Annotated in this window: 28 protein-coding genes; 26 read left to right on the plus strand and 2 right to left on the minus strand. The window is 70.4% G+C overall.

Features of this window, described 5'->3' with window-relative positions:
- Positions 1-2 precede the first annotated feature (2 nt).
- The 22 genes from OG689_RS24455 (at position 3) to glmM (ending at position 15953) form a co-directional block, all read left to right on the plus strand.
- The gene (locus tag OG689_RS24455) at positions 3-188 is read left to right on the plus strand and encodes a type Z 30S ribosomal protein S14 (RefSeq protein WP_030393303.1); all 186 of its coding nucleotides are present in this window, start codon (positions 3-5) and stop codon (positions 186-188) included.
- A 268-nt stretch (positions 189-456) separates the two neighbouring features.
- Positions 457-864 (plus strand): 30S ribosomal protein S8, encoded by a 408-nt coding sequence (rpsH, locus tag OG689_RS24460; protein WP_266323030.1) that lies wholly within the window; start codon positions 457-459, stop codon positions 862-864.
- A gap of 22 nt (positions 865-886) precedes the next feature.
- The gene (gene rplF / locus OG689_RS24465; RefSeq protein ID WP_266323031.1) at positions 887-1426 is read left to right on the plus strand and encodes a 50S ribosomal protein L6; all 540 of its coding nucleotides are present in this window, start codon (positions 887-889) and stop codon (positions 1424-1426) included.
- A gap of 3 nt (positions 1427-1429) precedes the next feature.
- Positions 1430-1813, plus strand: a complete 384-nt coding sequence (gene rplR / locus OG689_RS24470; protein WP_266323032.1) for a 50S ribosomal protein L18 — start codon at positions 1430-1432, stop codon at positions 1811-1813.
- A 48-nt stretch (positions 1814-1861) separates the two neighbouring features.
- Complete coding sequence (rpsE, locus tag OG689_RS24475; RefSeq protein ID WP_266323033.1) at positions 1862-2479, plus strand: 30S ribosomal protein S5; 618 nt, start codon at positions 1862-1864, stop codon at positions 2477-2479.
- The gene (rpmD, locus tag OG689_RS24480; RefSeq protein WP_073924296.1) at positions 2479-2661 is read left to right on the plus strand and encodes a 50S ribosomal protein L30; all 183 of its coding nucleotides are present in this window, start codon (positions 2479-2481) and stop codon (positions 2659-2661) included. Before rpsE ends, rpmD begins: the two co-directional genes overlap by 1 nt.
- Position 2662: 1 nt before the next feature.
- Positions 2663-3115 (plus strand): 50S ribosomal protein L15, encoded by a 453-nt coding sequence (gene rplO / locus OG689_RS24485; RefSeq protein ID WP_266323034.1) that lies wholly within the window; start codon positions 2663-2665, stop codon positions 3113-3115.
- A gap of 330 nt (positions 3116-3445) precedes the next feature.
- Positions 3446-4756 (plus strand): preprotein translocase subunit SecY, encoded by a 1311-nt coding sequence (secY, locus tag OG689_RS24490; RefSeq protein WP_073924294.1) that lies wholly within the window; start codon positions 3446-3448, stop codon positions 4754-4756.
- A complete protein-coding gene (locus tag OG689_RS24495) occupies positions 4756-5403 on the plus strand; it encodes an adenylate kinase (RefSeq protein ID WP_266323035.1) in 648 nt (215 codons plus the stop codon). The genes secY and OG689_RS24495 overlap by 1 nt, the downstream gene beginning before the upstream one ends.
- 152 nt (positions 5404-5555) lie before the next feature.
- A complete protein-coding gene (gene map, locus OG689_RS24500) occupies positions 5556-6395 on the plus strand; it encodes a type I methionyl aminopeptidase (RefSeq protein WP_266323036.1) in 840 nt (279 codons plus the stop codon).
- A 133-nt stretch (positions 6396-6528) separates the two neighbouring features.
- The gene (gene mscL / locus OG689_RS24505) at positions 6529-6954 is read left to right on the plus strand and encodes a large conductance mechanosensitive channel protein MscL (protein ID WP_266323037.1); all 426 of its coding nucleotides are present in this window, start codon (positions 6529-6531) and stop codon (positions 6952-6954) included.
- Between the two features lie 162 nt (positions 6955-7116).
- On the plus strand, positions 7117-7338 hold the full coding sequence (infA, locus tag OG689_RS24510; RefSeq protein ID WP_003956442.1) for a translation initiation factor IF-1: 222 nt from the start codon (positions 7117-7119) through the stop codon (positions 7336-7338).
- Positions 7339-7392: 54 nt separating this feature from the next.
- On the plus strand, positions 7393-7506 hold the full coding sequence (gene rpmJ / locus OG689_RS24515; protein WP_003956441.1) for a 50S ribosomal protein L36: 114 nt from the start codon (positions 7393-7395) through the stop codon (positions 7504-7506).
- 176 nt (positions 7507-7682) lie between these two features.
- Positions 7683-8063: a 30S ribosomal protein S13 gene (gene rpsM / locus OG689_RS24520; RefSeq protein WP_073924290.1), complete on the plus strand. Its 381-nt coding sequence runs from the start codon at positions 7683-7685 to the stop codon at positions 8061-8063.
- A gap of 73 nt (positions 8064-8136) precedes the next feature.
- Complete coding sequence (gene rpsK, locus OG689_RS24525) at positions 8137-8544, plus strand: 30S ribosomal protein S11 (protein WP_035800872.1); 408 nt, start codon at positions 8137-8139, stop codon at positions 8542-8544.
- Between the two features lie 149 nt (positions 8545-8693).
- A complete protein-coding gene (locus tag OG689_RS24530) occupies positions 8694-9716 on the plus strand; it encodes a DNA-directed RNA polymerase subunit alpha (RefSeq protein ID WP_030232516.1) in 1023 nt (340 codons plus the stop codon).
- A gap of 143 nt (positions 9717-9859) precedes the next feature.
- The gene (rplQ, locus tag OG689_RS24535) at positions 9860-10333 is read left to right on the plus strand and encodes a 50S ribosomal protein L17 (protein WP_073924288.1); all 474 of its coding nucleotides are present in this window, start codon (positions 9860-9862) and stop codon (positions 10331-10333) included.
- Positions 10334-10436: 103 nt separating this feature from the next.
- On the plus strand, positions 10437-11357 hold the full coding sequence (gene truA, locus OG689_RS24540) for a tRNA pseudouridine(38-40) synthase TruA (RefSeq protein WP_266323038.1): 921 nt from the start codon (positions 10437-10439) through the stop codon (positions 11355-11357).
- 90 nt (positions 11358-11447) lie between these two features.
- Positions 11448-13112: an ATP-binding cassette domain-containing protein gene (locus OG689_RS24545; RefSeq protein WP_266323039.1), complete on the plus strand. Its 1665-nt coding sequence runs from the start codon at positions 11448-11450 to the stop codon at positions 13110-13112.
- Positions 13113-13421: 309 nt separating this feature from the next.
- Positions 13422-13868: a 50S ribosomal protein L13 gene (gene rplM, locus OG689_RS24550; protein ID WP_073924285.1), complete on the plus strand. Its 447-nt coding sequence runs from the start codon at positions 13422-13424 to the stop codon at positions 13866-13868.
- A 48-nt stretch (positions 13869-13916) separates the two neighbouring features.
- Complete coding sequence (gene rpsI, locus OG689_RS24555; RefSeq protein ID WP_073924284.1) at positions 13917-14420, plus strand: 30S ribosomal protein S9; 504 nt, start codon at positions 13917-13919, stop codon at positions 14418-14420.
- Positions 14421-14585: 165 nt separating this feature from the next.
- On the plus strand, positions 14586-15953 hold the full coding sequence (gene glmM / locus OG689_RS24560) for a phosphoglucosamine mutase (RefSeq protein ID WP_266323040.1): 1368 nt from the start codon (positions 14586-14588) through the stop codon (positions 15951-15953).
- 84 nt (positions 15954-16037) lie between these two features.
- Here the strand turns inward: glmM and coaA are convergent, their stop codons facing one another.
- On the minus strand, positions 16038-17033 hold the full coding sequence (coaA, locus tag OG689_RS24565; protein ID WP_266323041.1) for a type I pantothenate kinase: 996 nt from the start codon (positions 17031-17033) through the stop codon (positions 16038-16040).
- A gap of 98 nt (positions 17034-17131) precedes the next feature.
- On the opposite strand from coaA, the gene glmS reads away from it, so the two are divergent.
- Positions 17132-18988: a glutamine--fructose-6-phosphate transaminase (isomerizing) gene (gene glmS / locus OG689_RS24570; protein ID WP_266323042.1), complete on the plus strand. Its 1857-nt coding sequence runs from the start codon at positions 17132-17134 to the stop codon at positions 18986-18988.
- A gap of 56 nt (positions 18989-19044) precedes the next feature.
- Here glmS and OG689_RS24575 read toward each other — a convergent pair whose 3' ends face one another.
- Positions 19045-19593, minus strand: coding sequence for a Uma2 family endonuclease (locus tag OG689_RS24575; RefSeq protein ID WP_266327401.1), 549 nt, complete (start codon positions 19591-19593; stop codon positions 19045-19047).
- 177 nt (positions 19594-19770) lie between these two features.
- Between OG689_RS24575 and OG689_RS24580 the strand changes: the two genes are divergently transcribed.
- The 3 genes from OG689_RS24580 (at position 19771) to alr (ending at position 23024) form a co-directional block, all read left to right on the plus strand.
- Entirely contained in the window at positions 19771-20139 is a 369-nt protein-coding gene (locus OG689_RS24580; RefSeq protein WP_266323043.1) for a holo-ACP synthase, read from the plus strand.
- A gap of 33 nt (positions 20140-20172) precedes the next feature.
- A complete protein-coding gene (locus OG689_RS24585; protein WP_266323044.1) occupies positions 20173-21753 on the plus strand; it encodes an NAD(P)H-hydrate dehydratase in 1581 nt (526 codons plus the stop codon).
- 77 nt (positions 21754-21830) lie between these two features.
- Positions 21831-23024: an alanine racemase gene (gene alr, locus OG689_RS24590; protein WP_266323045.1), complete on the plus strand. Its 1194-nt coding sequence runs from the start codon at positions 21831-21833 to the stop codon at positions 23022-23024.
- The last annotated feature ends 5 nt before the right edge of the window (positions 23025-23029 follow it).

The raw sequence follows: 23029 nt of genomic DNA on the forward strand, positions 1-23029 counted from the left end.
ACATGGCGAAGAAGTCCCTCATCGCGAAGGCCGAGCGCAAGCCGAAGTTCGGCGTGCGGGCCTACACCCGGTGCCAGCGCTGCGGTCGTCCGCACTCGGTGTACCGCAAGTTCGGCCTCTGCCGTGTGTGCCTCCGTGAGATGGCCCACCGCGGCGAGCTGCCGGGCGTGACCAAGAGCTCCTGGTAGTCCAGGCAGTTCTCGTCAACTAGCGAAGCAGTGGTGCCCGATCCCACAGAGCCCTTTTTTGGGGCTGCGTACGGAATCCCGTAAGGTAGTGGGGTCGGGCCCCCTGTCGCGGCAGCTCCGTAGCTGCTGACGACCCTCTTCGGAGGGCTCGCACTTAGTCTTACGACGCCGCAGGTCCCCTGCGTCTGTGCCCCTGCCCGCACTCCTCGGAGTGCGGCGGGGGGACCTGGCGCGGAGAAACCACGGCGAGAGAGGCCTGAGGCCCATCATGACCATGACCGACCCCATCGCAGACATGCTCACGCGTCTGCGTAACGCGAACTCGGCGTACCACGACACCGTGGCGATGCCGGCCAGCAAGATCAAGGCGCACGTCGCCGAGATCCTGCAGCAGGAGGGTTTCATCTCCTCCTGGAAGGTTGAGGAGCCGCAGGAGAACGAGGTCGGCAAGAAGCTGACCATCGAGCTCAAGTTCGGCCCCAACCGTGAGCGCTCGATCGCTGGCATCAAGCGGATCAGCAAGCCGGGCCTGCGGGTCTACGCAAAGTCCACCAACCTGCCGAAGGTGCTCGGCGGCCTGGGCGTGGCGATCATCTCCACGTCTTCGGGTCTCCTCACTGACAAGCAGGCCGCCAAGAAGGGCGTAGGCGGAGAAGTTCTCGCCTACGTCTGGTAATTCGGGAAACGGAGGTACAGCAATGTCGCGCATTGGACGGCTGCCCATCCCGGTTCCCGCCGGCGTGGACGTCACCATCGATGGCCAGGCGGTCTCGGTGAAGGGTCCCAAGGGATCCCTCACCCACGTTGTCGCCGCGCCGATCGAGATCGGCAAGGGCGAGGACGGCAACCTGCTCGTCACCCGCCCGAACGACGAGCGTCAGTCGAAGGCCCTTCACGGCCTTTCCCGCACGCTGGTGGCGAACATGATCACCGGCGTGACCGCGGGCTACCGCAAGTCGCTGGAGATCAGCGGTGTTGGTTACCGAGTCGCAGCGAAGGGCTCCAACATGGAGTTCCAGCTCGGCTACAGCCACCCGATTCTGATCGAGGCCCCGGAGGGCATCTCCTTCGTGGTCGAGTCGCCCACCAAGTTCCACGTGGACGGGATCGACAAGCAGCTGGTCGGCGAGGTTTCGGCCAAGATCCGCAAGCTGCGTAAGCCCGACCCGTACAAGGCCAAGGGCGTCAAGTACGCGGGCGAGGTCATCCGCCGCAAGGTCGGAAAGAGCGGTAAGTAAGCCATGAGTCTTTCTGTCAAGATCGGCAAGGGCAACGCCTACAAGCCCTCCGCCCGTAAGCGCCGCGCGATCCGCGTTCGCAAGCGCGTCACCGGTACCGAGCTGCGTCCGCGCCTCGTTGTGACGCGTTCGAACCGCCACATGGTCGCCCAGGTCATCGACGACGGCAAGGGTCACACCCTGGCGTCGGCGTCCACCCTCGACGTGTCCATCAAGGGCGTCGAGGGCGACAAGACCGAGCTGGCCAAGAAGGTCGGAGCCCTGGTCGCCGAGCGCGCCAAGGCCGCCGGCATCGAGTCGGTCGTCTTCGACCGCGCGGGCAACCGGTACGCAGGCCGCATCGCCGCTCTGGCCGATGCTGCCCGCGAGGCCGGGCTCGACTTCTAAGCCGCTCGTCGGCTCAGTCGACGGACGTAATCGAGAGAGGTAATTCCAATGGCTGGACCCCAGCGCCGCGGTAGCGGCGCCGGCGGCGGCACCGGCGGTGGCGAGCGGCGTGACCGTAAGCGCGACGGCGGCGCCCCCGTCGTCGAGAAGAGCGCTTACGTCGAGCGTGTCGTCGCGATCAACCGTGTCGCCAAGGTAGTCAAGGGTGGTCGTCGTTTCAGCTTCACCGCGCTGGTCGTGGTGGGCGACGGTGACGGCACCGTAGGTGTCGGATACGGCAAGGCGAAGGAGGTTCCGGCCGCCATCGCCAAGGGTGTTGAGGAGGCCAAGAAGAACTTCTTCAAGGTCCCCCGTATCCAGGGCACCATCCCTCACCCGATCCAGGGCGAGAAGGCTGCCGGCGTCGTGCTCCTGAAGCCGGCTGCCCCCGGTACCGGCGTTATCGCCGGTGGCCCGGTGCGTGCCGTTCTGGAGTGCGCCGGCATCCACGACATCCTGTCGAAGTCGCTCGGCTCTTCGAACGCGATCAACATCGTGCACGCCACGGTCACCGCTCTGAAGGGCCTCGTGCGCCCCGAAGAGGTCGCGGCCCGTCGTGGCCTGCCGCTGGAGGACGTGGCCCCCGCTGCCCTGCTGCGGGCGCGTGCTGCTGGGGTGAGCGCCTGATGGCTCGCCTCAAGATCACGCAGACCAAGTCCTACATCGGTAGCAAGCAGAACCACCGTGACACCCTTCGTTCGCTTGGTCTCAAGCGGATGAACGACGTGGTCGTGAAGGAGGACCGTCCCGAGATCCGCGGGATGGCCCAGACTGTCCGTCACCTCGTCACGGTCGAGGAGGTTGACTGACATGGCGGACTCTCCGCTGAAGGTCCACAACCTGCGTCCCGCCCCGGGTGCCAAGACCGCCAAGACCCGCGTGGGTCGTGGCGAGGCGTCCAAGGGTAAGACCGCCGGTCGTGGCACCAAGGGCACCAAGGCCCGCTACCAGGTTCCGACGCGCTTCGAGGGTGGGCAGATGCCCCTCCACATGCGTCTGCCGAAGCTCAAGGGCTTCAAGAACCCGTTCAAGATCACCTTCCAGGTGGTCAACCTCGACAAGCTGTCCGAGCTCTACCCGCAGGGTGGAGAGGTCACCGTCGAGGACCTGGTCGCCAAGGGCGCGGTTCGCAAGAACTCGCTCGTCAAGGTGCTCGGCACCGGCGACATCTCGGTCGCGCTGCAGGTTTCGGTTGACGCCGTCTCCGGCTCCGCCGCCGAGAAGATCACCGCCGCCGGCGGCACCGTCACCGAGCTCATCTGAGTCCGCTGACACTCGGGCCCCGCACTTCCCGCAAGGGAGGTGCGGGGCCTGTCGCATTTCCCGGCGGACCCTCCGGTGCTCCGGACACGGATTTCTCATCCAGAACCGGCAAGTCTTTTGTATGGCAAAACCGGTCATCCCGTACCCCATGCGTGGGGGAGGGGCGGCACGCGCTTCTGTCGAGTGGCCGTGCACTGTTAGAGTCCGTGGAGTTCCCTTGTAGGCTCGCGCAGCTCTGTCCGCGCCCGTCCGCCGGGGAGCGAGACCGCAAACTCCCCCCATCAGGACCGACCCTCCCGCCGACGACGCGCGGGAGGCGCAGGAGGCACCGTGCTCAGTGCGTTCGCGCGGGCGTTCCAGACGCCCGACCTGCGCAAGAAGCTGCTGTTCACGCTGGGCATCATGGTGCTGTTCCGGCTGGGTGCGCACATCCCCGTCCCCGGGGTCAGTTTCACAGCAGTCAATGCCTGTTTGGACCAGACCAAGACCAGCGGCCTGTTCGGCCTCGTCAACCTGTTCAGCGGCAACGCGCTGCTGCAGCTGACGATCTTCGCCCTCGGCATCATGCCGTACATCACGGCCAGCATCATCCTCCAGCTCCTCACCGTCGTGATCCCGCGACTCGAGGCGCTGAAGAAGGAGGGCCAGGCCGGCACCGCGAAGATCACCCAGTACACCCGCTACCTGACCATCGCGCTCGCCGTGCTCCAGGGCACCGGCATCGTCGCGACGGCCTCCAGCGGCGCGCTGTTCTCGGGTTGCACCTTCGCCAACGAGATCGTCCCGGACACCTCGGTGTTCCGGATCGCGGTCATGGTCATCACGATGACCGCCGGCACCTCGGTGATCATGTGGCTGGGTGAGCTCATCACCGACCGCGGCATCGGCAACGGCATGTCCATCCTGATCTTCACCTCCATCGCGGCCGGCTTCCCGGGCTCGATGTGGGCGATCAAGAAGTCGGGCACCATCGGCGGCGGCTGGGTGGAGTTCTTCTCCGTCATCGCGGTCGGCGTGATCGTTGTGATGCTGGTCATCTTCGTGGAGCAGGCACAGCGCCGGATCCCGGTCCAGTACGCGAAGCGGATGATCGGGCGCCGCGCCTTCGGCGGCACCTCGACCTACATCCCGCTGAAGGTCAACCAGGCCGGTGTCATCCCGGTCATCTTCGCCTCGTCGCTGCTGTACATCCCCGCCCTGCTGGTGCAGCTGACCAGCAGCCAGGCCGGCTGGGCGACGTGGATCAGGACGAACTTCGTCAAGGGCGACCACCCGATCTACATGGCGACCTACTTCCTGCTGATCGTCTTCTTCGCCTTCTTCTACGTCGCGATCTCCTTCAACCCCGAAGAAGTTGCGGACAATATGAAGAAGTATGGTGGGTTCATCCCGGGGATCCGGGCCGGCCGACCGACGGCCGAGTACCTGAACTACGTGCTTACCCGCATCACGTGGCCGGGTTCGCTCTACCTGGGCCTGATCGCGTTGATCCCGATGATCGCCCTGGTCGCCTTCGGACAGCAGACCAACTTCCCGTTCGGCGGCACCAGCGTGCTCATCGTCGTCGGCGTCGGACTCGAAACTGTTAAGCAGATCGAGAGCCAGCTCCAGCAGCGCAATTACGAAGGGTTCCTCCGCTGATGCGTATCGTCCTCGTCGGGCCTCCCGGGGCCGGGAAGGGTACTCAGGCGCACTTGCTCGCCAAGACCCTGTCCATCCCCCACATCTCCACCGGCGACCTGTTCCGCGCCAACATCGGCCAGCGCACCCAGTTGGGGCTCGAGGCCAAGAGCTACATGGACGCGGGTCGCCTGGTGCCGGATGAGGTCACCATCGGCATGGCCAAGGACCGGATGGCCGAGTCGGATGCCGCAGGCGGCTTCCTGCTCGACGGCTTCCCGCGCAATCTTGCCCAGGCCAAGGCACTCGACGAGATCCTCGCCGAGTGGGGCATCGCCCTCGACGGCGTGCTCGACCTGGAGGTCCCCGAGGACGAGGTCGTCAAGCGCATCGCCGGTCGCCGGCTGTGCCGCAACGACGGCGGCCACGTCTACCACGTGGACTACAACCCGCCCGCCTCCGAGGGCGTCTGCGACGAGTGCGGCGGGGAGCTGTACCAGCGCTCCGACGACACCGAGGACAAGGTGCGCACCCGGCTCGAGGTCTACCACACCGAGACCGAGCCGATCATCGACTACTACGCGCAGCAGGGTCTGGTCGCGACCATCCCCGCGCTGGGCAAGGTCGACGAGGTCACCCAGCGCGCGATCGAGGCGCTGAAGAAGTAACGAGCGGGCCCGGCGCGAGCCGGGCCCGACCGACGTACGTACGGCCGCGGTGCCCCGGACGGGGCAGCGCGGCCGTACGGCGTCGTACGGTGGTACGAGTGCACGGCCGCCCGGCAAGGACCGGGCGGCGACCAATGGGAAGGCGTGGCCAGATGGTGGAGATCAAGACCCCCGAGCAGATCGCGAAGATGCGGGTGGCCGGGCTGGTCGTGGCAGAGGCGCTCAAGGCCGCCCGGGCGGCGGTGGCGCCGGGTGTGACCACCCAGGAGCTGAACGACGTCGCGGCCAAGGTGATCGCCGACCACGGCGCCACCTCCAACTTCCGGGCCCACCACGGCGGCCTGTGGTTCCCCGGGGTGATTTGCGCCTCGGTCAACAACGAGGTCGTGCACGGCATCCCGGGGGAGCGGGTGCTGGAGGAGGGCGACCTCATCTCCATCGACTGCGGCGCCATCGTGGACGGCTGGCACGGCGACGCGGCGATCACCGTCGCGGTGGGCGAGGTCCGGCCCGAGGTGGAGATGCTCAGCCGGGTCACCGAGGGTTCGATGTGGGCCGGCATCGCCCAGATGAAGAAGAACAACCGGCTGGTCGACGTCTCCAAGGGGATCGAGGGCTACATCCGGCGCCAGCCGCTGCCCCCCAAGGGCAAGTGGGGCATCACCGAGGGGTACGGCGGCCACGGCATCGGCACCGCGATGCACATGGAGCCGCACGTGCTGAACTATGTCGAGCGCGGCCGCGGGAAGGGCCCGAAGCTCGTCCCGGGCACCGTGCTGGCGATCGAGCCGATGGTGTCGCTGGGCACCCCGCACACCTCGGTGCTGGAGGACGACTGGACGGTCGTCACCAACGACGGCACCTGGGCCTCGCACTGGGAGCACTCGGTGGCCGTGACCGAGCAGGGCCCGCTGGTGCTGACCGCCTTCGACGGCGGCAAGGCCGAGCTGGCGAAGCTCGGGATCACCGCCGCGCCGGACCCGCTGGGCTGACCTGCGCCATTGCCCCACTGACGAGGACTCAAAGCCCGGAAGCCCCGCTTCCGGGCTTTTGTCCTTTTTGCTGCCCGGTGATGTTTCGCTAAGCTGCCTGGCTTACCAGATGAGATGAAAAAAGGGGACAGCGGTGCTCAAGGGCTTCCGGGACTTCATGATGCGCGGCAACGTCGTCGACATGGCGGTCGGTGTCGTCATCGGCGCCGCCTTCACCGGGGTGGTGACCGGCTTCGTGTCGGCCTTCCTGACCCCGCTGATCGGCGTCGCCGTGGGCGCGGCCGGCGACTTCAAGGGCTACGCCTTCCACATCGGCGGAGTGATCTTCCCGTACGGGCAGTTCCTGAACGTGCTGATCGCGTTCGTGCTGACCGCCGCGGTGCTCTACTTCTTCGTGGTGCTGCCCGTGACCAAGGCCACGGCGCGCTACCTGCCGAAGAAGCCGAAGGCCCCCAAGCGCCCGTGCCCGGAGTGCCTGACCGAGATCCCGGAGGCCGCCCGCCGGTGCGCCGCCTGCACCGCGCACGTCGAGCCGATCGTCCTCGTGGCGCAGCGGTGACGCCGGTTTTGGCCGTACCCGCGCGACTGGCGTAGGATGGACCGTCGGCTCACTCGTAGCGTGCTTCAGCACGCCCTCTTCCCCTCGGGGTCGGGGTGAACCCAGGTTCGCACGAGCGTGCCGCATACGGTAGCCGGTCCCGGAAGGTGGATCTCGCAGTTCATGGCAAAGAAGCAAGGCGCCATTGAGATCGAGGGCACCGTGATCGAGTCTCTCCCGAACGCCATGTTCAAGGTTGAGCTGCAGAACGGTCACAAGGTCCTCGCGCACATCAGCGGAAAGATGCGGATGCACTACATCCGCATCCTCCCGGACGACCGGGTCGTGGTGGAGCTCAGCCCCTACGACCTGACGCGCGGCCGGATCGTCTACCGCTACAAGTAGCAACCTCGCTCCGCGAGGGTTAAACGTCAGATCTAGACCCGGAGAACCTGAACCATGAAGGTCAAGCCGAGCGTCAAGAAGATCTGCGACAAGTGCAAGGTGATCCGCCGTCACGGCCGGGTCATGGTGATCTGCGACAACCTGCGCCACAAGCAGCGCCAGGGCTGATCCAGCTCCGCATTTCTCGTAGTACTTCGCGCGACGCGAAAAACGTCATACGCGGGCTGCCCGATCCGTCCCTCGAGGGACGGACTGCCACCCCCGGTCAGAGGCCGGGGCTCCCAAGCCGAGAGGTTTCGGAGTAGGCCGCCCGTCAGACCTCTGAAGAACCACAGGAGCCATGAATGGCACGCCTCGCCGGCGTTGATCTCCCCCGCGAAAAGCGGATCGAGATCGCCCTCACGTACGTCTACGGCATCGGCCGTACCCGCGCCCAGCAGTCGCTGGCCGAGACGGGCGTGAACCCCGACATCCGGGTCCGCGACATTTCCGAGGAAGACCTCGTGAAGCTCGCGCAGTGGATCGACGCCAACTACACGGTCGAGGGTGACCTCCGCCGCTCGGTGGCCGCCGACATCCGCCGCAAGGTCGAGATCGGCTGCTACGAGGGTCTGCGTCACCGCCGTGGCCTCCCGGTCCGCGGTCAGCGCACCCACACCAACGCGCGTACCCGCAAGGGCCCGCGTCGCGCGATTGCCGGCAAGAAGAAGCCCGGCAAGAAGTAGTCCGTCCCGTAACCGGACATCCCTCCGGCCCGCGGGTTAGCGGACCGACCACCTCAGTAGGAGAAACAGACTTATGCCCCCCAAGGGTCGTCAGGCTGCCGGCGCCAAGAAGGTGCGCCGCAAGGAGAAGAAGAACGTCGCTCACGGGCACGCCCACATCAAGAGCACGTTCAACAACACGATCGTCTCGATCACGGACCCCGCGGGCAACGTGATCTCCTGGGCCTCCGCCGGCCACGTCGGCTTCAAGGGCTCGCGCAAGTCCACCCCGTTCGCCGCGCAGATGGCCGCCGAGGCCGCTGCCCGTCGCGCGCAGGAGCACGGCATGCGCAAGGTCGACGTCTTCGTGAAGGGTCCGGGCTCCGGCCGCGAGACCGCGATCCGCTCGCTCCAGGCCACCGGCCTGGAGGTCGGCTCGATCCAGGACGTCACCCCCACCCCGCACAACGGCTGCCGTCCGCCGAAGCGCCGCCGCGTCTGACGCAGCGCCTTCGGGCAGGGTGTTGCGGGGCTCTCCCCGCGCCACAGCACGACACCGCGTACGGGGTCCTGTTTCCGACAGGACCCCGTACGCTGGTTCTGTTCGGCATCAAATAGTGGGTGCCGAAGACAACTGGAGGATCTGAAAACATGCTGATCGCTCAGCGTCCCTCGCTGACCGAAGAGGTCGTCGACGAATTCCGCTCGCGGTTCGTGATCGAGCCGCTGGAGCCGGGCTTCGGCTACACCCTCGGCAACTCGCTCCGCCGCACGCTCCTCTCCTCGATCCCCGGCGCCGCTGTCACCAGCATCCGGGTCGACGGTGTCCTGCACGAGTTCACCACCGTGCCGGGCGTCAAGGAGGACGTCACCGACCTCATCCTCAACATCAAGCAGCTGGTCGTCTCCTCGGAGCACGACGAGCCGGTCGTGATGTACCTGCGCAAGCAGGGCCCGGGTGTGGTCACCGCCGCCGACATCGCGCCCCCGGCCGGTGTCGAGGTGCACAACCCCGAGCTGGTTCTCGCCACGCTCAACGGCAAGGGCAAGCTGGAGATGGAGCTGACCGTCGAGCGCGGTCGCGGCTACGTCTCCGCCGTCCAGAACAAGGCTTCCGGCCAGGAGATCGGCCGTATCCCGGTCGACTCGATCTACAGCCCCGTGCTGAAGGTCACCTACAAGGTCGAGGCCACCCGTGTCGAGCAGCGGACCGACTTCGACAAGCTCATCGTCGACGTCGAGACCAAGCCCGCCATGCGCCCCCGTGACGCCATGGCCTCGGCCGGCAAGACCCTGGTGGAGCTGTTCGGTCTCGCCCGCGAGCTGAACATCGACGCCGAGGGCATCGACATGGGCCCGTCCCCCACGGACGCCGCCCTGGCCGCCGACCTGGCGCTGCCGATCGAGGAGCTCGAGCTCACCGTTCGGTCGTACAACTGCCTCAAGCGCGAGGGCATCCACACCGTGGGTGAGCTCGTCGCCCGCTCCGAGGCCGACCTGCTCGACATCCGCAACTTCGGTGCGAAGTCGATCGACGAGGTCAAGGCGAAGCTGGCCGGCATGGGCCTGGCCCTCAAGGACAGCCCGCCCGGATTCGACCCGACCGCCGCCGCCGACGCCTTCGGCGCCGACGACCTGGACGACGCGGGTTACGCGGAGACCGAGCAGTACTGATTTTGGGCGGGGGCGGCCCACCGGGCCGCCCCTGTTCGATGCACACCGGGCCCTTGGGCCCACGCTAAGCCGTCCGGGCAACCGTGCCCGGCCGCCCGTTCCGGTACCTGACACGGCCGGATTCGGAGATTTAAGGAGCTACCATGCCCCGTCCCGCGAAGGGTGCCCGCCTCGGCGGCGGCCCGCACCACGAGCCGCTGCTGCTCGCCGGCCTCTGCCGGGAGCTCTTCCAGTACGGCCGCATCACCACGACCGAGGCCAAGGCCCGTCGGATGCGCCCGCTGGCGGAGAAGCTGATCACCAAGGCGAAGGTCGGCGACATCCACAACCGTCGCATCGTCCGCAAGACGATCACCGACGTCTCCGTGCTGCACACCCTCTTCACCGAGATCGCGCCGCGCTACGAGAACCGCCCCGGTGGCTACACCCGCATCACCAAGATCGGTCCCCGTCGTGGCGACAACGCCCCGATGGCCGTGATCGAGCTGGTCGAGGCCCTGACCGTCGCGCAGACCGCCGTCGGCGAGGCCGAGGGTGCCACCAAGCGCGCCGTCAAGGAGGCCGAGCAGGCCGCCGAGACCAAGGCTGACGAGACCCCCGAGGTCGAGACCGCCTGAACACCCTGAGGTGTCGGACGGGCCCGTTCCCCCAGTTCTGCTGGGGGAACGGGCCCGTTCTTTTCGTCCCGACCGGAGCAGCAGCCCGACTGGAGTAGCAGCAGTGCTCAAGGAATGTGCCGAGACCGCAGGCCCCCGCCCGGACGGCCCCGCCGAGGGGACGGTCCGGATCCGGCTCGATCTCGCGTACCACGGGGCCGACTTCTCCGGCTGGGCCCGCCAGCCGGGGCGGCGCACCGTCCAGGGCGAGATCGAGAGTGCCCTGAAGGTCGTCACCCGCAGCGAGGAGACCTACGACCTCACGGTGGCCGGGCGCACCGACGCCGGTGTGCACGCCCGCGGCCAGGTCGCCCACGTGGACCTGCCGGCCGAGCTCTGGGCCGCGCACGGCGACAAGCTGCTGCGCCGGCTGGCCGGCCGGCTGCCGGGGGACGTCCGGATCTACCGGCTGACCGAGGCGCCGGCCGGCTTCGACGCCCGCTTCGCGGCGATCTGGCGCCGGTACGCCTACCGGGTCGCCGACCACCAGGGCGGGGTGGACCCGCTGCTGCGCGGGCACGTCCTCTGGCACGACCGCCCGCTCGACGTGGACCGGATGAACGAGGCCGCCGCCCTGCTGCTCGGCGAGCACGACTTCGCCGCGTACTGCAAGAAGCGCGAGGGCGCCACGACCATCCGGACCCTGCTGGACCTGTACTGGGAGCGGGTGCCGGCGGACAGCCACACCGCCGGCGTGGCGGGCTCGCTGGCGGTCGCCACCGTCCGCGCGGACGCCTTCTGCCACAACATGGTGCGCGCCCTGGTCGGCGCGATGCTGCTGGTCGGCGACGGGCACCGGCCGGTGGAGTTCCCCGGCGAGGTGCTGGCCGGCGGGGTGCGGAACTCCGCCGTCAACGTGATCCGGCCGTACGGGCTGACCCTGGAGGAGGTCGGCTACCCGGCCGACGACCAGCTGGCCGAGCGCAATCGCGCCGCCCGCCGGATGCGCACCCTGCCCGGGCAGCCCCGGCCGGCCGGGGGCTAGGAGCGGGCGCCGCTCCTTCGTCCGGCCGCCGCGGGCCGGCCGTTCTAATCCGTTTGGGCCACAGGCCGTTCTCTTGGCAAAATCCGCCATATGGGACACGTCGAGATTTCGCACCTTGAGTACTACCTGCCGGACGGGCGGGTGTTGTTCGACGACGCGTCCTTCCGGGTGGGGGAGGGCTCCGCGGTCGCCCTGGTGGGCGCCAACGGGGCCGGCAAGACCACCCTGCTGCGCATGATCGCCGGGGACATCCAGTCCCACGGCGGCAGCGTCACGATCAGCGGCGGGCTCGGCGTGATGCGCCAGTTCGTCGGCACCACCGGCCGGGAGGACCAGCGCGAGACGCCGGGCGCGCTGCCCCCGGACGCCTCGGTACGGGACCTGCTGGTCTCCGTCGCGCCGCCCAGGATCGCCAAGGCCGCCAAGGCGGTGGACGCGGCCGAGCTGGCGATGATGGCGCAGGACGACGAGAAGACCCAGATGGCGTACGCCCAGGCGCTCTCCGACTGGGCGGACGCCGACGGCTACGACTACGAGACCGACTGGGACGTCTGCACCATGGCGGCCCTGGGGATGCCCTTCGACCGGGCGCAGTTCCGCGGGCTGAACACCCTCTCCGGCGGCGAGCAGAAGCGGCTGGTGCTGGAGGCGCTGCTGCGCGGCCCGGAGGAGGTCCTGCTGCTCGACGAGCCGGACAACTACCTGGACGTCCCCGGCAAGCGCTGGCTGGAGGAGGCCATCAAGTCCACCTCCAAGACCGTGCTGTACATCTCGCACGACCGCGAGCTGCTCTCCCGGACGGCGGAGAAGATCATCGCCGTGGAGTCCGGCTTCGGTGGCGGCGGCAGCAGCGTCTGGGTGCACGGTGGCGGCTTCGACTCCTTCCACGAGGCCCGCAAGGAGCGCTTCGCCCGCTTCGAGGAGCTCGGCCGCCGCTGGGACGAGGAGCACGCCAAGCTGAAGAAGCTGGTGGTCAACCTCCGCCAGGCGGCCTCGGTCAGCCACGCCCTCGCCACCCGCTACGCGGCCGCGCAGACCCGGCTGAAGAAGTTCGAGGAGGCCGGCCGGCCGGAGGAGCCGCCGCGCGAGCAGAGCATCTCCATGCGGCTCAAGGGCGGCCGGACCGGTGTGCGCTCGCTCACCCTGGAGAACCTGGAACTGACCGGCCTGATGAAGCCCTTCGACCTGGAGGTCTTCTACGGGGAGCGGGTCGCGGTGCTCGGCTCCAACGGCTCCGGCAAGTCGCACTTCCTGCGGATGCTGGCCGGCGACGGGTCGGTGAAGCACACCGGCAGCTGGAAGCTCGGCGCCCGGGTCGTCCCCGGCCACTTCCGGCAGACCCATGCCCACCCGGAGCTGTTCGGGCGGACGGTGCGGTCGATCGTCGAGCAGGAGCACGCGCTCAGCCGCGGGGCCGCGATGGGCGCGCTGCGCCGCTACGAGCTGGACCGCCAGGAGGAGCAGAAGTTCGAGTCGCTGTCCGGTGGCCAGCAGGCCCGGCTGATGATCCTCAAGCTGGAGCTCTCCGGGGTCACGGCGCTGCTGCTGGACGAGCCGACCGACAACCTGGACCTGGAGAGCGCCGAGGCGCTGCAGGAGGGCCTGGAGGCCTTCGAGGGCACGGTGCTCTGCGTCACCCACGACCGCTGGTTCGCCCGGAGCTTCGACCGGTTCCTGGTGTTCGGCTCCGACGGCCGGGTCTACGAGGCCCCGGAGCCGGTCTGGGACGAGGCCAGGGTCGTCCGCGACCGCTGATCCGGCCCGCCGCTCCAGCCCGGCCCGAGCCCGGTTTCCGCCGGTTCCGGGGCCTTTCGGGAGCGCCCGCCCGCCCGCCGCCCACCTGGCGGCGGGCGGGCGTTTTTGACCCCCACCGATGTGCCCGGTAGGCTGGGCGCTTGTTGTGCGTATTGGCTCGCTCCATCTCACGTGAGAGGTCGGTACGCCGGAGACACCCGGCCGACGATCAGCGGCTCCCCTTGAATTGCGTCCAAGGCGAGCCAGGCTGTTCTTCTCGTTCAGGTGCTCCTGTCAGGACTCACTCACTGAAAAGCGAAGGCTACGACCGTGCGTACGTACAGCCCCAAGCCCGGCGACGTCCAGCGTCAGTGGCACGTCATCGACGCGACCGACGTCGTGCTCGGCCGCCTGGCCTCCCAGGCCGCCAACCTCCTCCGGGGCAAGCACAAGGCGATCTACGCGCCGCACGTTGACACTGGTGACTTCGTCATCATCATCAACGCGGACAAGGTGCACCTCTCGGGTAACAAGAAGACCCAGAAGCTGGCCTACCGCCACAGCGGTTTCCCGGGCGGTCTCCGCTCGGTGCGCTACGACGACCTCCTGGACAAGAACCCGGAGAAGGCCGTCGAGAAGGCCATCAAGGGCATGATCCCGAAGAACACCCTGGGCCGCCAGATGCTCTCGAAGCTGAAGGTCTACTCGGGCGACCAGCACCCGCACGCTGCCCAGCAGCCGGTGCCGTTCGAGATCACCCAGGTCGCGCAGCAGTAAGTCCGGCCACCAAAACCCCATCCCAATTAGCAGGAGCTGAGGAACACCGTGGCCGAGACCACTGAAACCCTTGAGGTCGACTTCGACGAGACCGTCGTCGAGGGCGAGTACACCTCCGAGGAGAGCTACACCTCCGAGTCGCTGGCCGGCCGCTTCGGCGAGGCCACCCCGGGCGCCGGCCTCGGCCGTCGCAAGGAGGCGATCGCCCGCGTGCGCATCGTCCCGGGCACCGGCGTCTGGAAGATCAACGGTCGCACCCTGGAGAACTACTTCCCCAACAAGGTGCACCAGCAGACCGTCAACGAGCCCTTCAAGCTGCTTGAGCTCGACGGCCGCTACGACGTTGTCGCCCGCATCTCGGGTGGCGGCGTCTCCGGTCAGGCCTACGCGCTGCGCCTCGGCGTTGCCCGTGCCCTGAACGAGGCGGACGTGGACAACAACCGCGCCGCCCTCAAGAAGGCCGGTTTCCTGATGCGTGACGCGCGTGCCGTCGAGCGCAAGAAGGCCGGTCTCAAGAAGGCCCGCAAGGCGCCGCAGTACAGCAAGCGCTAGTCGCGCCCCCAGGGGTGCGTACCGCCCTGGTGGTGCGCGCCCCTGGAAGCGCTCATACGCCCCGGAGTACCTCGTGTACTCCGGGGCGTCGTGTTCCCCGGCCGTTGTGCGGTGGGCGGGGATTCAACAGGATGACTGCCAGCAGCGGCAATGGAGGACAGGACAGTGGGACGACTCTTCGGTACGGACGGCGTACGCGGTGTGGCCAACGAAGGCCTGACGGCCGAACTGGCCCTGGGCCTCTCGGTGGCCGCCGCGCATGTTCTCGGTGACGCGGGCGCATTCGACGGGCACCGTCCGGTCGCCGTGGTCGGCCGCGATCCCCGGGCGTCCGGTGAGTTCCTGGAGGCCGCCGTCATCGCCGGCCTGGCGAGCGCGGGCGTCGACGTCCTGCGGGTCGGCGTGCTGCCGACGCCGGCGGTGGCGTACCTGACCGGCGCGCTCGGCGCCGACCTCGGCGTGATGCTCTCCGCCAGCCACAACGCGATGCCCGACAACGGCATCAAGTTCCTCGCCCGCGGCGGTCACAAGCTGGACGACCGCATCGAGGACGCCATCGAGGCGCACTACCACCGCTACCGCGAAGGCGCCGGCGAGGAGTGGAAGCGGCCCACCGGCGCGGCCGTCGGCCGGGTGCGCGAGTACACCGAGGGCTTCGACAAGTACGTCGCCCATCTGATCGGCGTGCTGCCCAACCGCCTGGACGGCGTCAAGGTCGTCATCGACGGCGCGCACGGCGCCGCCGCCTACGTCGCCCCGGAGGCGTTCGCCCGGGCCGGCGCCGAGGTCGTCCACACCCTGGGTGCCGAGCCCACCGGCCTCAACATCAACGACGGTGTCGGCTCCACCCACCTGGACAAGCTCCGCGCGGCGATGACGGAGCACAAGGCCGACCTCGGCATCGCCCTGGACGGCGACGCCGACCGCTGCCTGGCCGCCGACGCCGACGGCAACGAGGTGGACGGCGACCAGATCATCGCCATCCTGGCGGTCGCCATGCGGGAGGCCGGCACACTGCGCGGCAACACCGCGGTCGCCACCGTGATGTCCAACCTGGGCTTCAAGCTGGCCATGGAGCGCGAGGGCATCGACCTCGTCCAGACCGCGGTCGGCGACCGCTACGTGCTGGAGGAGATGAAGCAGCACGGCTTCGCGCTCGGCGGTGAGCAGTCCGGCCACGTCATCCTGCTGGACCACGCCACCACCGGCGACGGCACCCTGACCGGCCTGATGCTGGGTGCGCGGCTCGCCGCCACCAAGCAGCCGCTGGCGGACCTCGCGGCCGTGATGACCCGGCTGCCGCAGCTCCTGATCAACGTCAAGGGTGTCGACAAGAGCCGGGTGGACAGCTGCCCCGAGCTGACCGCCGCCGTCGCCGAGGCCGAGGCCGAGCTCGGCGGCACCGGCCGGGTGCTGCTGCGCCCGTCGGGCACCGAGCCGCTGGTCCGGGTGATGGTCGAGGCCGCGGACCAGGTCCAGGCGAAGGCCGTCGCCGAGCGGCTGGCCGAGGTCGTGCGCACCCACCTGGGCTGAGGCACCGTCCGCTGAACAACGGTCAGCGCCCCGCCGGGAGACCTCCGGCGGGGCGCTGACCGTTGTTCAGGGAGCGGGGCGGGATCAGAGCTTGCGCAGCAGCGCGCGGCGGACCTTGTGGTCGGCGCCCTTCTGCAGGATCAGGGTGGCCCGGCCCCGGGTGGGCAGCACGTTCTCCACCAGGTTGGGCTTGTTGATGGTGCGCCAGACCTGGCGGCCGTAGTCCATCGCCTCCTCCTCCGGCACCTCGGTGAAGCGGCGGAAGTAGGAGTTCGGGTTCTGGAAGGCGGTGTCGCGCAGCTTCTTGAACCGGGACAGGTACCAGTTCTCGATGTCGTCGGTGCGGGCGTCGACGTAGATCGAGAAGTCGAAGTAGTCCGCGACGGCGAGCCGGGTGCGGCCGTCGGTGCCGGGCAGGGCCGGCTGCAGGACGTTCAGGCCCTCGACGATCAGGATGTCCGGGCGCTCCACGGTGAGGCGCTCGTCCGGCACGATGTCGTACACCAGGTGCGAGTACACCGGCGCGGTGACCCGGTCCTTGCCGGCCTTCACGTCCGCGACGAACCGCATCAGCGCCCGGCGGTCGTACGACTCCGGGAACCCCTTGCGGGCCATCAGGCCGCGCCGGCGCAGCTCGGCGTTGGGCAGCAGGAACCCGTCGGTGGTCACCAGCTCGACCCGGGGGTGTTCGGGCCAGCGGGCCAGCAGGGCCTTCAGCAGGCGCGCGGTGGTCGACTTGCCGACCGCCACCGACCCGGCCACCCCGATGATGAACGGCGTGCGGGTGCGCTCGGTGTCCCCGGTGTCCAGGAAGGTGCCCACGGCCCCGCGCAGCTCATGGGTGGCGTGGATGTAGAGGTTCAGCAGCCGGGACAGCGGCAGGTAGACGTCCCGCACCTCGTCGAGGTCGAGGGCGGTACCCAGACCGCGGAGCCGTTCCACCTCCTCGGCGGTCAGCGGCAGCGGCGTACGCTCGCGCAGCGCGCTCCACTCGGCCCGGCTCAGGTCCACGTACGGCGACGGGGAGGGGCCGGGCGTGGCGGCGCCCCGGGTACAGAGTTCGGTCAGCACGTGCTCCATTGTGGGCCGTGCGGGCTCCCCGGCACGCTGTGGTGTCTGTCACGCGGGGTTCGCGCAGGGGGTGAGGCCACGCCGGGGCGGCCCTTATGCTGGCACGCATGTGCGGAATTGTTGGATATGTGGGCGCTCAGCCCGCTCTTGACGTAGTAATCGCAGGCCTGCAGCGGCTGGAGTACCGGGGGTACGACTCCGCCGGTGTGGCCGTCCAGACCCTTGGCTCCGACGGGCAGTGGAGCCTCGCCACCGACAAGCGGGCGGGCAAGCTCGCCAACCTTCAGAAGTCCCTCGCCGAGACCCCTCTTCCCGGCGGCACCACCGGCATCGGCCACACCCGCTGGGCCACCCACGGCGGCCCGACGGACGCCAACGCCCACCCTCACCTGGACGACGCCGAGAAGGTCGCGGTCGTCCACAACGGCATCATCGAGAACTTCGCCCAGCTGCGGGCGGAGATCGCCGAGCGCGGCCACACGCTGCGCTCGGAGACGGACACCGAGGTCGTCGCCCACCTGCTGGGCGAGGCCTACCAGGGTGACCTGGCGGAGGCCATGCGGGTGGTCTGCCGCCGCCTGGACGGCGCCTTCACCCTCGTCGCCGTGCACGCGGACGCCCCGGACGTGGTCGTCGGCGCACGCCGCAACTCGCCGCTGGTGGTCGGGCGCGGCGAGGGCGAGAACTTCCTCGCCTCCGACGTGTCGGCGTTCATCGCGCACACCCGCGAGGCGCTGGAGCTGGGCCAGGACCAGGTCGTCGAGCTGCGCCACGACGCGGTGACCGTCACCAACTTCGACGGGACCCCCGCCGAGGTGCGCGAGTACCACGTCGACTGGGACGCCTCCGCCGCCGAGAAGGGCGGCTACGACTACTTCATGCTCAAGGAGATCGCCGAGCAGCCGAAGGCCGTCGCCGACACCCTCCTCGGCCGGATCGGCACCGACGGCCGGCTCACCCTCGACGAGCTGCGGATCGCCGACGCGGACCTGCGCGCCGTCGACAAGGTCGTCATCGTCGCCTGCGGCACGGCCTTCCACGCGGGCATGATCGCCAAGTACGCGATCGAGCACTGGACCCGGATCGCCTGCGAGGTCGAGGTGGCCTCCGAGTTCCGCTACCGTGACCCGATCCTGGACGAGCGGACGCTGGTCATCGCCATCTCGCAGTCCGGCGAGACCATGGACACCCTGATGGCGCTGCGGCACGCCCGCGAGCAGGGTGCCAAGGTGCTGGCGATCTGCAACACCAACGGCTCGACCATCCCGCGCGAGTCGGACGCGGTGCTCTACACCCACGCCGGCCCCGAGGTCGCGGTCGCCTCCACCAAGGCGTTCCTGACCCAGCTGGTCGCCTGCTACCTGGTCGCGCTGTACCTCGGCCAGGTGCGCGGCACCAAGTGGGGCGACGAGATCTTCGCCGTCATCAAGGAGCTCGGCGACGCCCCGAAGGCGATCGAGCAGGTGCTGGAGACCATGGAGCCGGTCCGTGAGCTGGCCCGCTCGCTGGCCGACGCCAAGTCGGTGCTGTTCCTCGGCCGGCACGTGGGCTTCCCGGTGGCCCTGGAGGGCGCGCTCAAGCTCAAGGAGCTGGCGTACATGCACGCCGAGGGCTTCGCGGCGGGCGAGCTCAAGCACGGCCCGATCGCGCTGATCGAGGAGGGGCTGCCGGTCGTGGTGGTCGTCCCCTCGCCGCGCGGCCGGTCGATCCTGCACGACAAGATCGTCTCCAACATCCAGGAGATCCGGGCCCGCGGCGCGCGGACCATCGTGATCGCCGAGGAGGGCGACGAGGCGGTCGTGCCGTACGCCGACCACCTGATCCGCATCCCGGCCACGCCGGTGCTGCTCCAGCCGCTGGTGTCGACGGTGCCGCTGCAGGTCTTCGCCTGCGAGCTGGCCACCGCCAAGGGCCACGAGGTGGACCAGCCGCGCAACCTGGCGAAGTCGGTCACGGTCGAGTAGTCCGTCCGAGCGCGTGCGTGCGCCCCTGCGGTGGCGGTGCCCTGACGTCAGGGGCCCTACCGCAGGGGCGCCGTGTCGAGCGCGAAGGAGAACGGCGCCGGCAGGTCCAGCGGCTTGCCGAACGGGACCTGGACGTGGGCGGTGTAGTCTCCGTCCTCCGGGTCGGTGAAGAGCGTGACGTTGCCGTCGGTGCGGTCGACCAGCAGGTAGCAGGGGATGCCGGCGGCGGCGTAGCCGAGGCGCTTGGCACCGCGGTCGTTGTCGGGACGGGTCGAGGTGACCTCCAGCACGAGCCTGACATCCGTCGGCTTCGACCAGGAGTCCTGGGCCCGGAAGCGTCCGACCGGTGCGACCGTGGCGTCAGGGATGAAACGACCGTTCGGTGTGATCAGGCCCTTGCCTCCACTGACGTACAACTCCTCCGCTGCGTGTCGGGCGACCGCCCGTGCGAACCGTGCGATCGCGTCCTCGTGGTCACCGTCAGGCGGTGGGGTCACGACGATCTCCCCTTCGATGAGCTCGGCCTTGAAACCGGCCGGTGTCTCCAGCTCCAGAAACGCCTGGAGGACGTCGTCCTCGGTCAGGGGGTGCTCGACGGCGGGCATGGCGACCATGGCCTTTCTCCCTCCTGCTGGTCCGTGCCACGCGACACGGTAGGCGTACGGACCGAAGCCGGCGGGGGGTTCGCAGCGGCTCTCACTCGAAAGTGTGCCGTAAGGTCCGCGGCAGCGGGCCGCCGTCACCGCGGACGACACGGGCGGACGACACGGAGGAGTACCGGAGTGATCATCGGGATCGGCATCGACGTGGCCGCCATCGACCGGTTCGGCGCCGCCATGGAGCGCACGCCCGGGATGGCGGAGCGGCTGTTCACCGCGGCCGAGCTGACCCTGCCCTCCGGGGCCCGGCGCTCCCCGGCCTCGCTGGCCGCCCGGTTCGCCGCCAAGGAGGCGCTGGCCAAGGCCCTCGGCGCGCCCGGCGGACTGCACTGGCACGACGCCGAGGTGCACACCGAGCCCTCCGGTAGGCCGGTCCTGCGGGTCACCGGGACGGTCGCCGCCCGCGCCGCCGAACTCGGCGTCGGCTCGTGGCACGTGTCGCTCAGCCACGACGCGGGCGTAGCGTCGGCGGTAGTCATCGCCGAAGGCTGAGACCCCCGGCACGGAGCCCCTGGAGGCCGAGGAATGCGCCACGCACACACCGTCGAGCAGGTCCGGGCGGCCGAGGCCGCGCTGATGGCCCGCCTCCCCGAGGGGACGCTGATGCAGCGGGCCGCCACCGGCCTCGCCGCCACCTGCGCCCGGCTGCTGGCCGGCTCCCGCGGCCGGGTCTACGGCAGCAAGGTGGTGGTGCTCGCCGGCAGCGGTGACAACGGCGGTGACGCCCTGTACGCCGGCGCCCTGCTGGCCCGGCGCGGCGCCGCCGTCACCGCCGTCCTGCTCGACCCCGCCCGGGCCCACCCGGGCGCCCTCGCCGCGCTGCGGGCCGCCCGGGGCCTGGTGCTGACGGACCCGGAGGCGGGCCTGGCCGCCTTCGGCGCCGCCGACCTCGCACTGGACGGGATCGTCGGCATCGGCGGCCGGGGCGGCCTGCGGCCCGCCGCCCAGCCCTACGCCGCCGCCCCGCGCCCCGGCGCCGTCGTCGCGGTGGACCTGCCGAGCGGCGTCGACGCCGACACCGGCGAGGTGCCCGACACGGCCCTGCGGGCGGACGTCACCGTGGTCTTCGGCACCCTCAAACCGGGCCTGCTGATCGATCCGGGCGCCTCGTACGCCGGCGCCGTGGAGCTGGTCGGCATCGGACTGGAGCTGCCGCCGGCCGGCCTGACGGCCCTGCAGCACCCGGACGTGGCGGGCCTGCTGCCCCGGCCGGACGCGGAGAGCGACAAGTACCGCAGGGGTGTGGTCGGGGTCGCGGCCGGTTCGGCCCGCTACCCGGGCGCGGCGCTGCTCGCGGTGGCCGGCGCGCTGCGCGGTGGCGCCGGCGCGGTGCGGTACGTGGGGACGGCGGCCGAGGAGGTGGTCCGGCGCTTCCCCGAGGTGCTGGTCACCGAGGGCGGCCCGGCCGGCGCCGGCCGGGTGCAGGCCTGGGTGGTCGGCCCCGGCGGCGGCGACGGCGCCGACCAGGCCCTGCGGGAGGCCCTGGCGAGCGACGTACCGGTGCTGGTCGACGCCGACGGCCTGACCGAACTCGCCCGGCTCGGGCCCGCCGCCCTCGCCGGGCGGACCGCCCCCACCCTGCTGACCCCGCACACCGGCGAGGCCGCCCGGCTGCTCGCCGGCGCCGACCAGGGCCCGCCGCCGCAGGCCGCCGACCTGGCGGCGGCCCGGCTGCGCACCGCGCGCCGGCTGGCCACGGCGTACCGGGCGACGGCACTGCTCAAGGGCTCGACCACGGTGGTCGCCGAGCCCACCGGCGTGGCCCGGAGCAACCCGACCGGCACCTCCTGGCTGGCCACGGCCGGCAGCGGCGACGTGCTGGCCGGGCTGGCCGGCTCGCTGCTGGCGGCCGGCCTGGCCCCGCTGGACGCGGCCTCGGCGGCCGCCTACCTGCACGGCCTGGCCGGCCGCCGGGCCGCCGGCCGCGGCGCGCCGGTGACCGCCACCGACGTGGCCCGGCAGCTGCCCGCCGTCTGGCGGGACGTCCACGGCGGTGCGGCGCGGGCCCACCGGGCCGGGCCGGACACCCAGGCGTACGCCCGACCGGACGCCCGACCGGGCGGTCACCGGTCCGCCGCGGGCGCCCGCCCAGGTGGGCGGCACTGATGGGCGGGCCGCCCGGCGGGCGCCGCGCCGCCGGGGCGTTCGGCGGGCACCCGGCCCGGTCTGGGAGACTGACCCCGATGACAACTGCGAAGACGACCGGGCCGGCCACCTTCACCGACGCCGACGGTCGACACCACCGGGCCGAGGCGACCGTCGACCTGGCCGCCCTGCGCGCCAACCTGGCCGCGCTGCGGGAGCGGACCGGCGGCCCCGCCGTGATGGCCGTGGTCAAGGCGGACGCCTACGGCCACGGCGCGCTGCCGTGCGCCCTGGCCGCGCTCGAAGCCGGCGCGAGCTGGCTCGGCACCGCCACCCCGGAGGAGGCGCTGGCCCTGCGGGCCGCCGGCATCGGCCCGGACCGGGCCCGCATCCTGTGCTGGCTCTGGACCCCGGGCGGCCCCTGGGAGCAGGCGCTGCGCGCCGGCGTCGACATCTCGGTCGGCGGGCAGTGGGCCCTGGACGAGCTGCTCGCCGCGGTCCGCGCCAGCGGCGTCCCCGCCCGGGTGCACCTGAAGGCCGACACCGGCCTCGGCCGGGGCGGCTGCCAGCCGCACGACTGGCCCGGACTGGTCGCCGCCGCGCGCCGCGCCGAGGCCGAGGGCCTGCTCACGGTGGCCGGTGTCTGGTCGCACTTCGCGGCCGCGGACGAACCCGGGCACCCGTCCATCCAGCTCCAGCTGGACGGCTTCGCGGCCGCGCTGGCCCAGGCCGAGGGCGCCGGGCTGCGCCCGGAGGTCCGGCACCTGGCGAACTCGCCGGCCACGCTGCTGCTGCCGCAGTCGCACTACGACCTGGTCCGGCCGGGCCTGGCGATGTACGGGCTGTCGCCCGTCCCGGAGGTCGGCGGACCGGCCGACTTCGGGCTCCGCCCGGTGATGTCGCTGACCGCCCGACTGGCCCTGGTCAAGGAGGTGCCGGGCGGGCACGGTGTCAGCTACGGCCACCACTACACGACCCCCGGCAGCACCACGTTGGGCCTGGTGCCGCTCGGCTACGCCGACGGCATCCCGCGGCATGCCAGCAACGCCGGGCCGGTCCAGATCGGCGGCAAGTGGCGCACGGTCGCCGGCCGGGTCGCGATGGACCAGTTCGTGGTCGACCTCGGCGGGGACGTCCCGCCGGTCGGCGAGGAGGTGCTGCTCTTCGGCGCCGGCGAGCAGGGCGAGCCGACGGCCGAGGACTGGGCCCGGGCCTGCGGCACCATCTCGTACGAGATCGTCACCCGGATCGGCGCCCGGGTGCCGCGCCGCTACGTCGGCACGGTCGAGTGATGAGC

This window comes from Kitasatospora sp. NBC_00240, from assembly GCF_026342405.1.
Lineage (GTDB): Bacteria > Actinomycetota > Actinomycetes > Streptomycetales > Streptomycetaceae > Kitasatospora.

What these genes read in the sequence shown, in the direction of transcription:
- rplF (WP_266323031.1), top strand. Translation starts at nt 887, where the DNA reads ATGTCGCGCATTGGACGGCTGCCCATCCCGGTTCCCGCCGGCGTGGAC.
- OG689_RS24585 (WP_266323044.1), top strand. Translation starts at nt 20,173, where the DNA reads ATGCGCCACGCACACACCGTCGAGCAGGTCCGGGCGGCCGAGGCCGCG.
- OG689_RS24530 (WP_030232516.1), top strand. Translation starts at nt 8,694, where the DNA reads ATGCTGATCGCTCAGCGTCCCTCGCTGACCGAAGAGGTCGTCGACGAA.
- rpmJ (WP_003956441.1), top strand. Translation starts at nt 7,393, where the DNA reads ATGAAGGTCAAGCCGAGCGTCAAGAAGATCTGCGACAAGTGCAAGGTG.
- rpsE (WP_266323033.1), top strand. Translation starts at nt 1,862, where the DNA reads ATGGCTGGACCCCAGCGCCGCGGTAGCGGCGCCGGCGGCGGCACCGGC.
- OG689_RS24545 (WP_266323039.1), top strand. Translation starts at nt 11,448, where the DNA reads ATGGGACACGTCGAGATTTCGCACCTTGAGTACTACCTGCCGGACGGG.
- rpsH (WP_266323030.1), top strand. Translation starts at nt 457, where the DNA reads ATGACCATGACCGACCCCATCGCAGACATGCTCACGCGTCTGCGTAAC.
- glmS (WP_266323042.1), top strand. Translation starts at nt 17,132, where the DNA reads ATGTGCGGAATTGTTGGATATGTGGGCGCTCAGCCCGCTCTTGACGTA.
- map (WP_266323036.1), top strand. Translation starts at nt 5,556, where the DNA reads ATGGTGGAGATCAAGACCCCCGAGCAGATCGCGAAGATGCGGGTGGCC.
- rpsM (WP_073924290.1), top strand. Translation starts at nt 7,683, where the DNA reads ATGGCACGCCTCGCCGGCGTTGATCTCCCCCGCGAAAAGCGGATCGAG.
- rplQ (WP_073924288.1), top strand. Translation starts at nt 9,860, where the DNA reads ATGCCCCGTCCCGCGAAGGGTGCCCGCCTCGGCGGCGGCCCGCACCAC.
- coaA (WP_266323041.1), bottom strand. Translation starts at nt 17,033, where the DNA reads ATGGAGCACGTGCTGACCGAACTCTGTACCCGGGGCGCCGCCACGCCC.
- rpmD (WP_073924296.1), top strand. Translation starts at nt 2,479, where the DNA reads ATGGCTCGCCTCAAGATCACGCAGACCAAGTCCTACATCGGTAGCAAG.
- rpsK (WP_035800872.1), top strand. Translation starts at nt 8,137, where the DNA reads ATGCCCCCCAAGGGTCGTCAGGCTGCCGGCGCCAAGAAGGTGCGCCGC.
- OG689_RS24455 (WP_030393303.1), top strand. Translation starts at nt 3, where the DNA reads ATGGCGAAGAAGTCCCTCATCGCGAAGGCCGAGCGCAAGCCGAAGTTC.
- alr (WP_266323045.1), top strand. Translation starts at nt 21,831, where the DNA reads ATGACAACTGCGAAGACGACCGGGCCGGCCACCTTCACCGACGCCGAC.
- rplR (WP_266323032.1), top strand. Translation starts at nt 1,430, where the DNA reads ATGAGTCTTTCTGTCAAGATCGGCAAGGGCAACGCCTACAAGCCCTCC.
- OG689_RS24495 (WP_266323035.1), top strand. Translation starts at nt 4,756, where the DNA reads ATGCGTATCGTCCTCGTCGGGCCTCCCGGGGCCGGGAAGGGTACTCAG.
- infA (WP_003956442.1), top strand. Translation starts at nt 7,117, where the DNA reads ATGGCAAAGAAGCAAGGCGCCATTGAGATCGAGGGCACCGTGATCGAG.
- rplO (WP_266323034.1), top strand. Translation starts at nt 2,663, where the DNA reads ATGGCGGACTCTCCGCTGAAGGTCCACAACCTGCGTCCCGCCCCGGGT.
- OG689_RS24575 (WP_266327401.1), bottom strand. Translation starts at nt 19,593, where the DNA reads ATGCCCGCCGTCGAGCACCCCCTGACCGAGGACGACGTCCTCCAGGCG.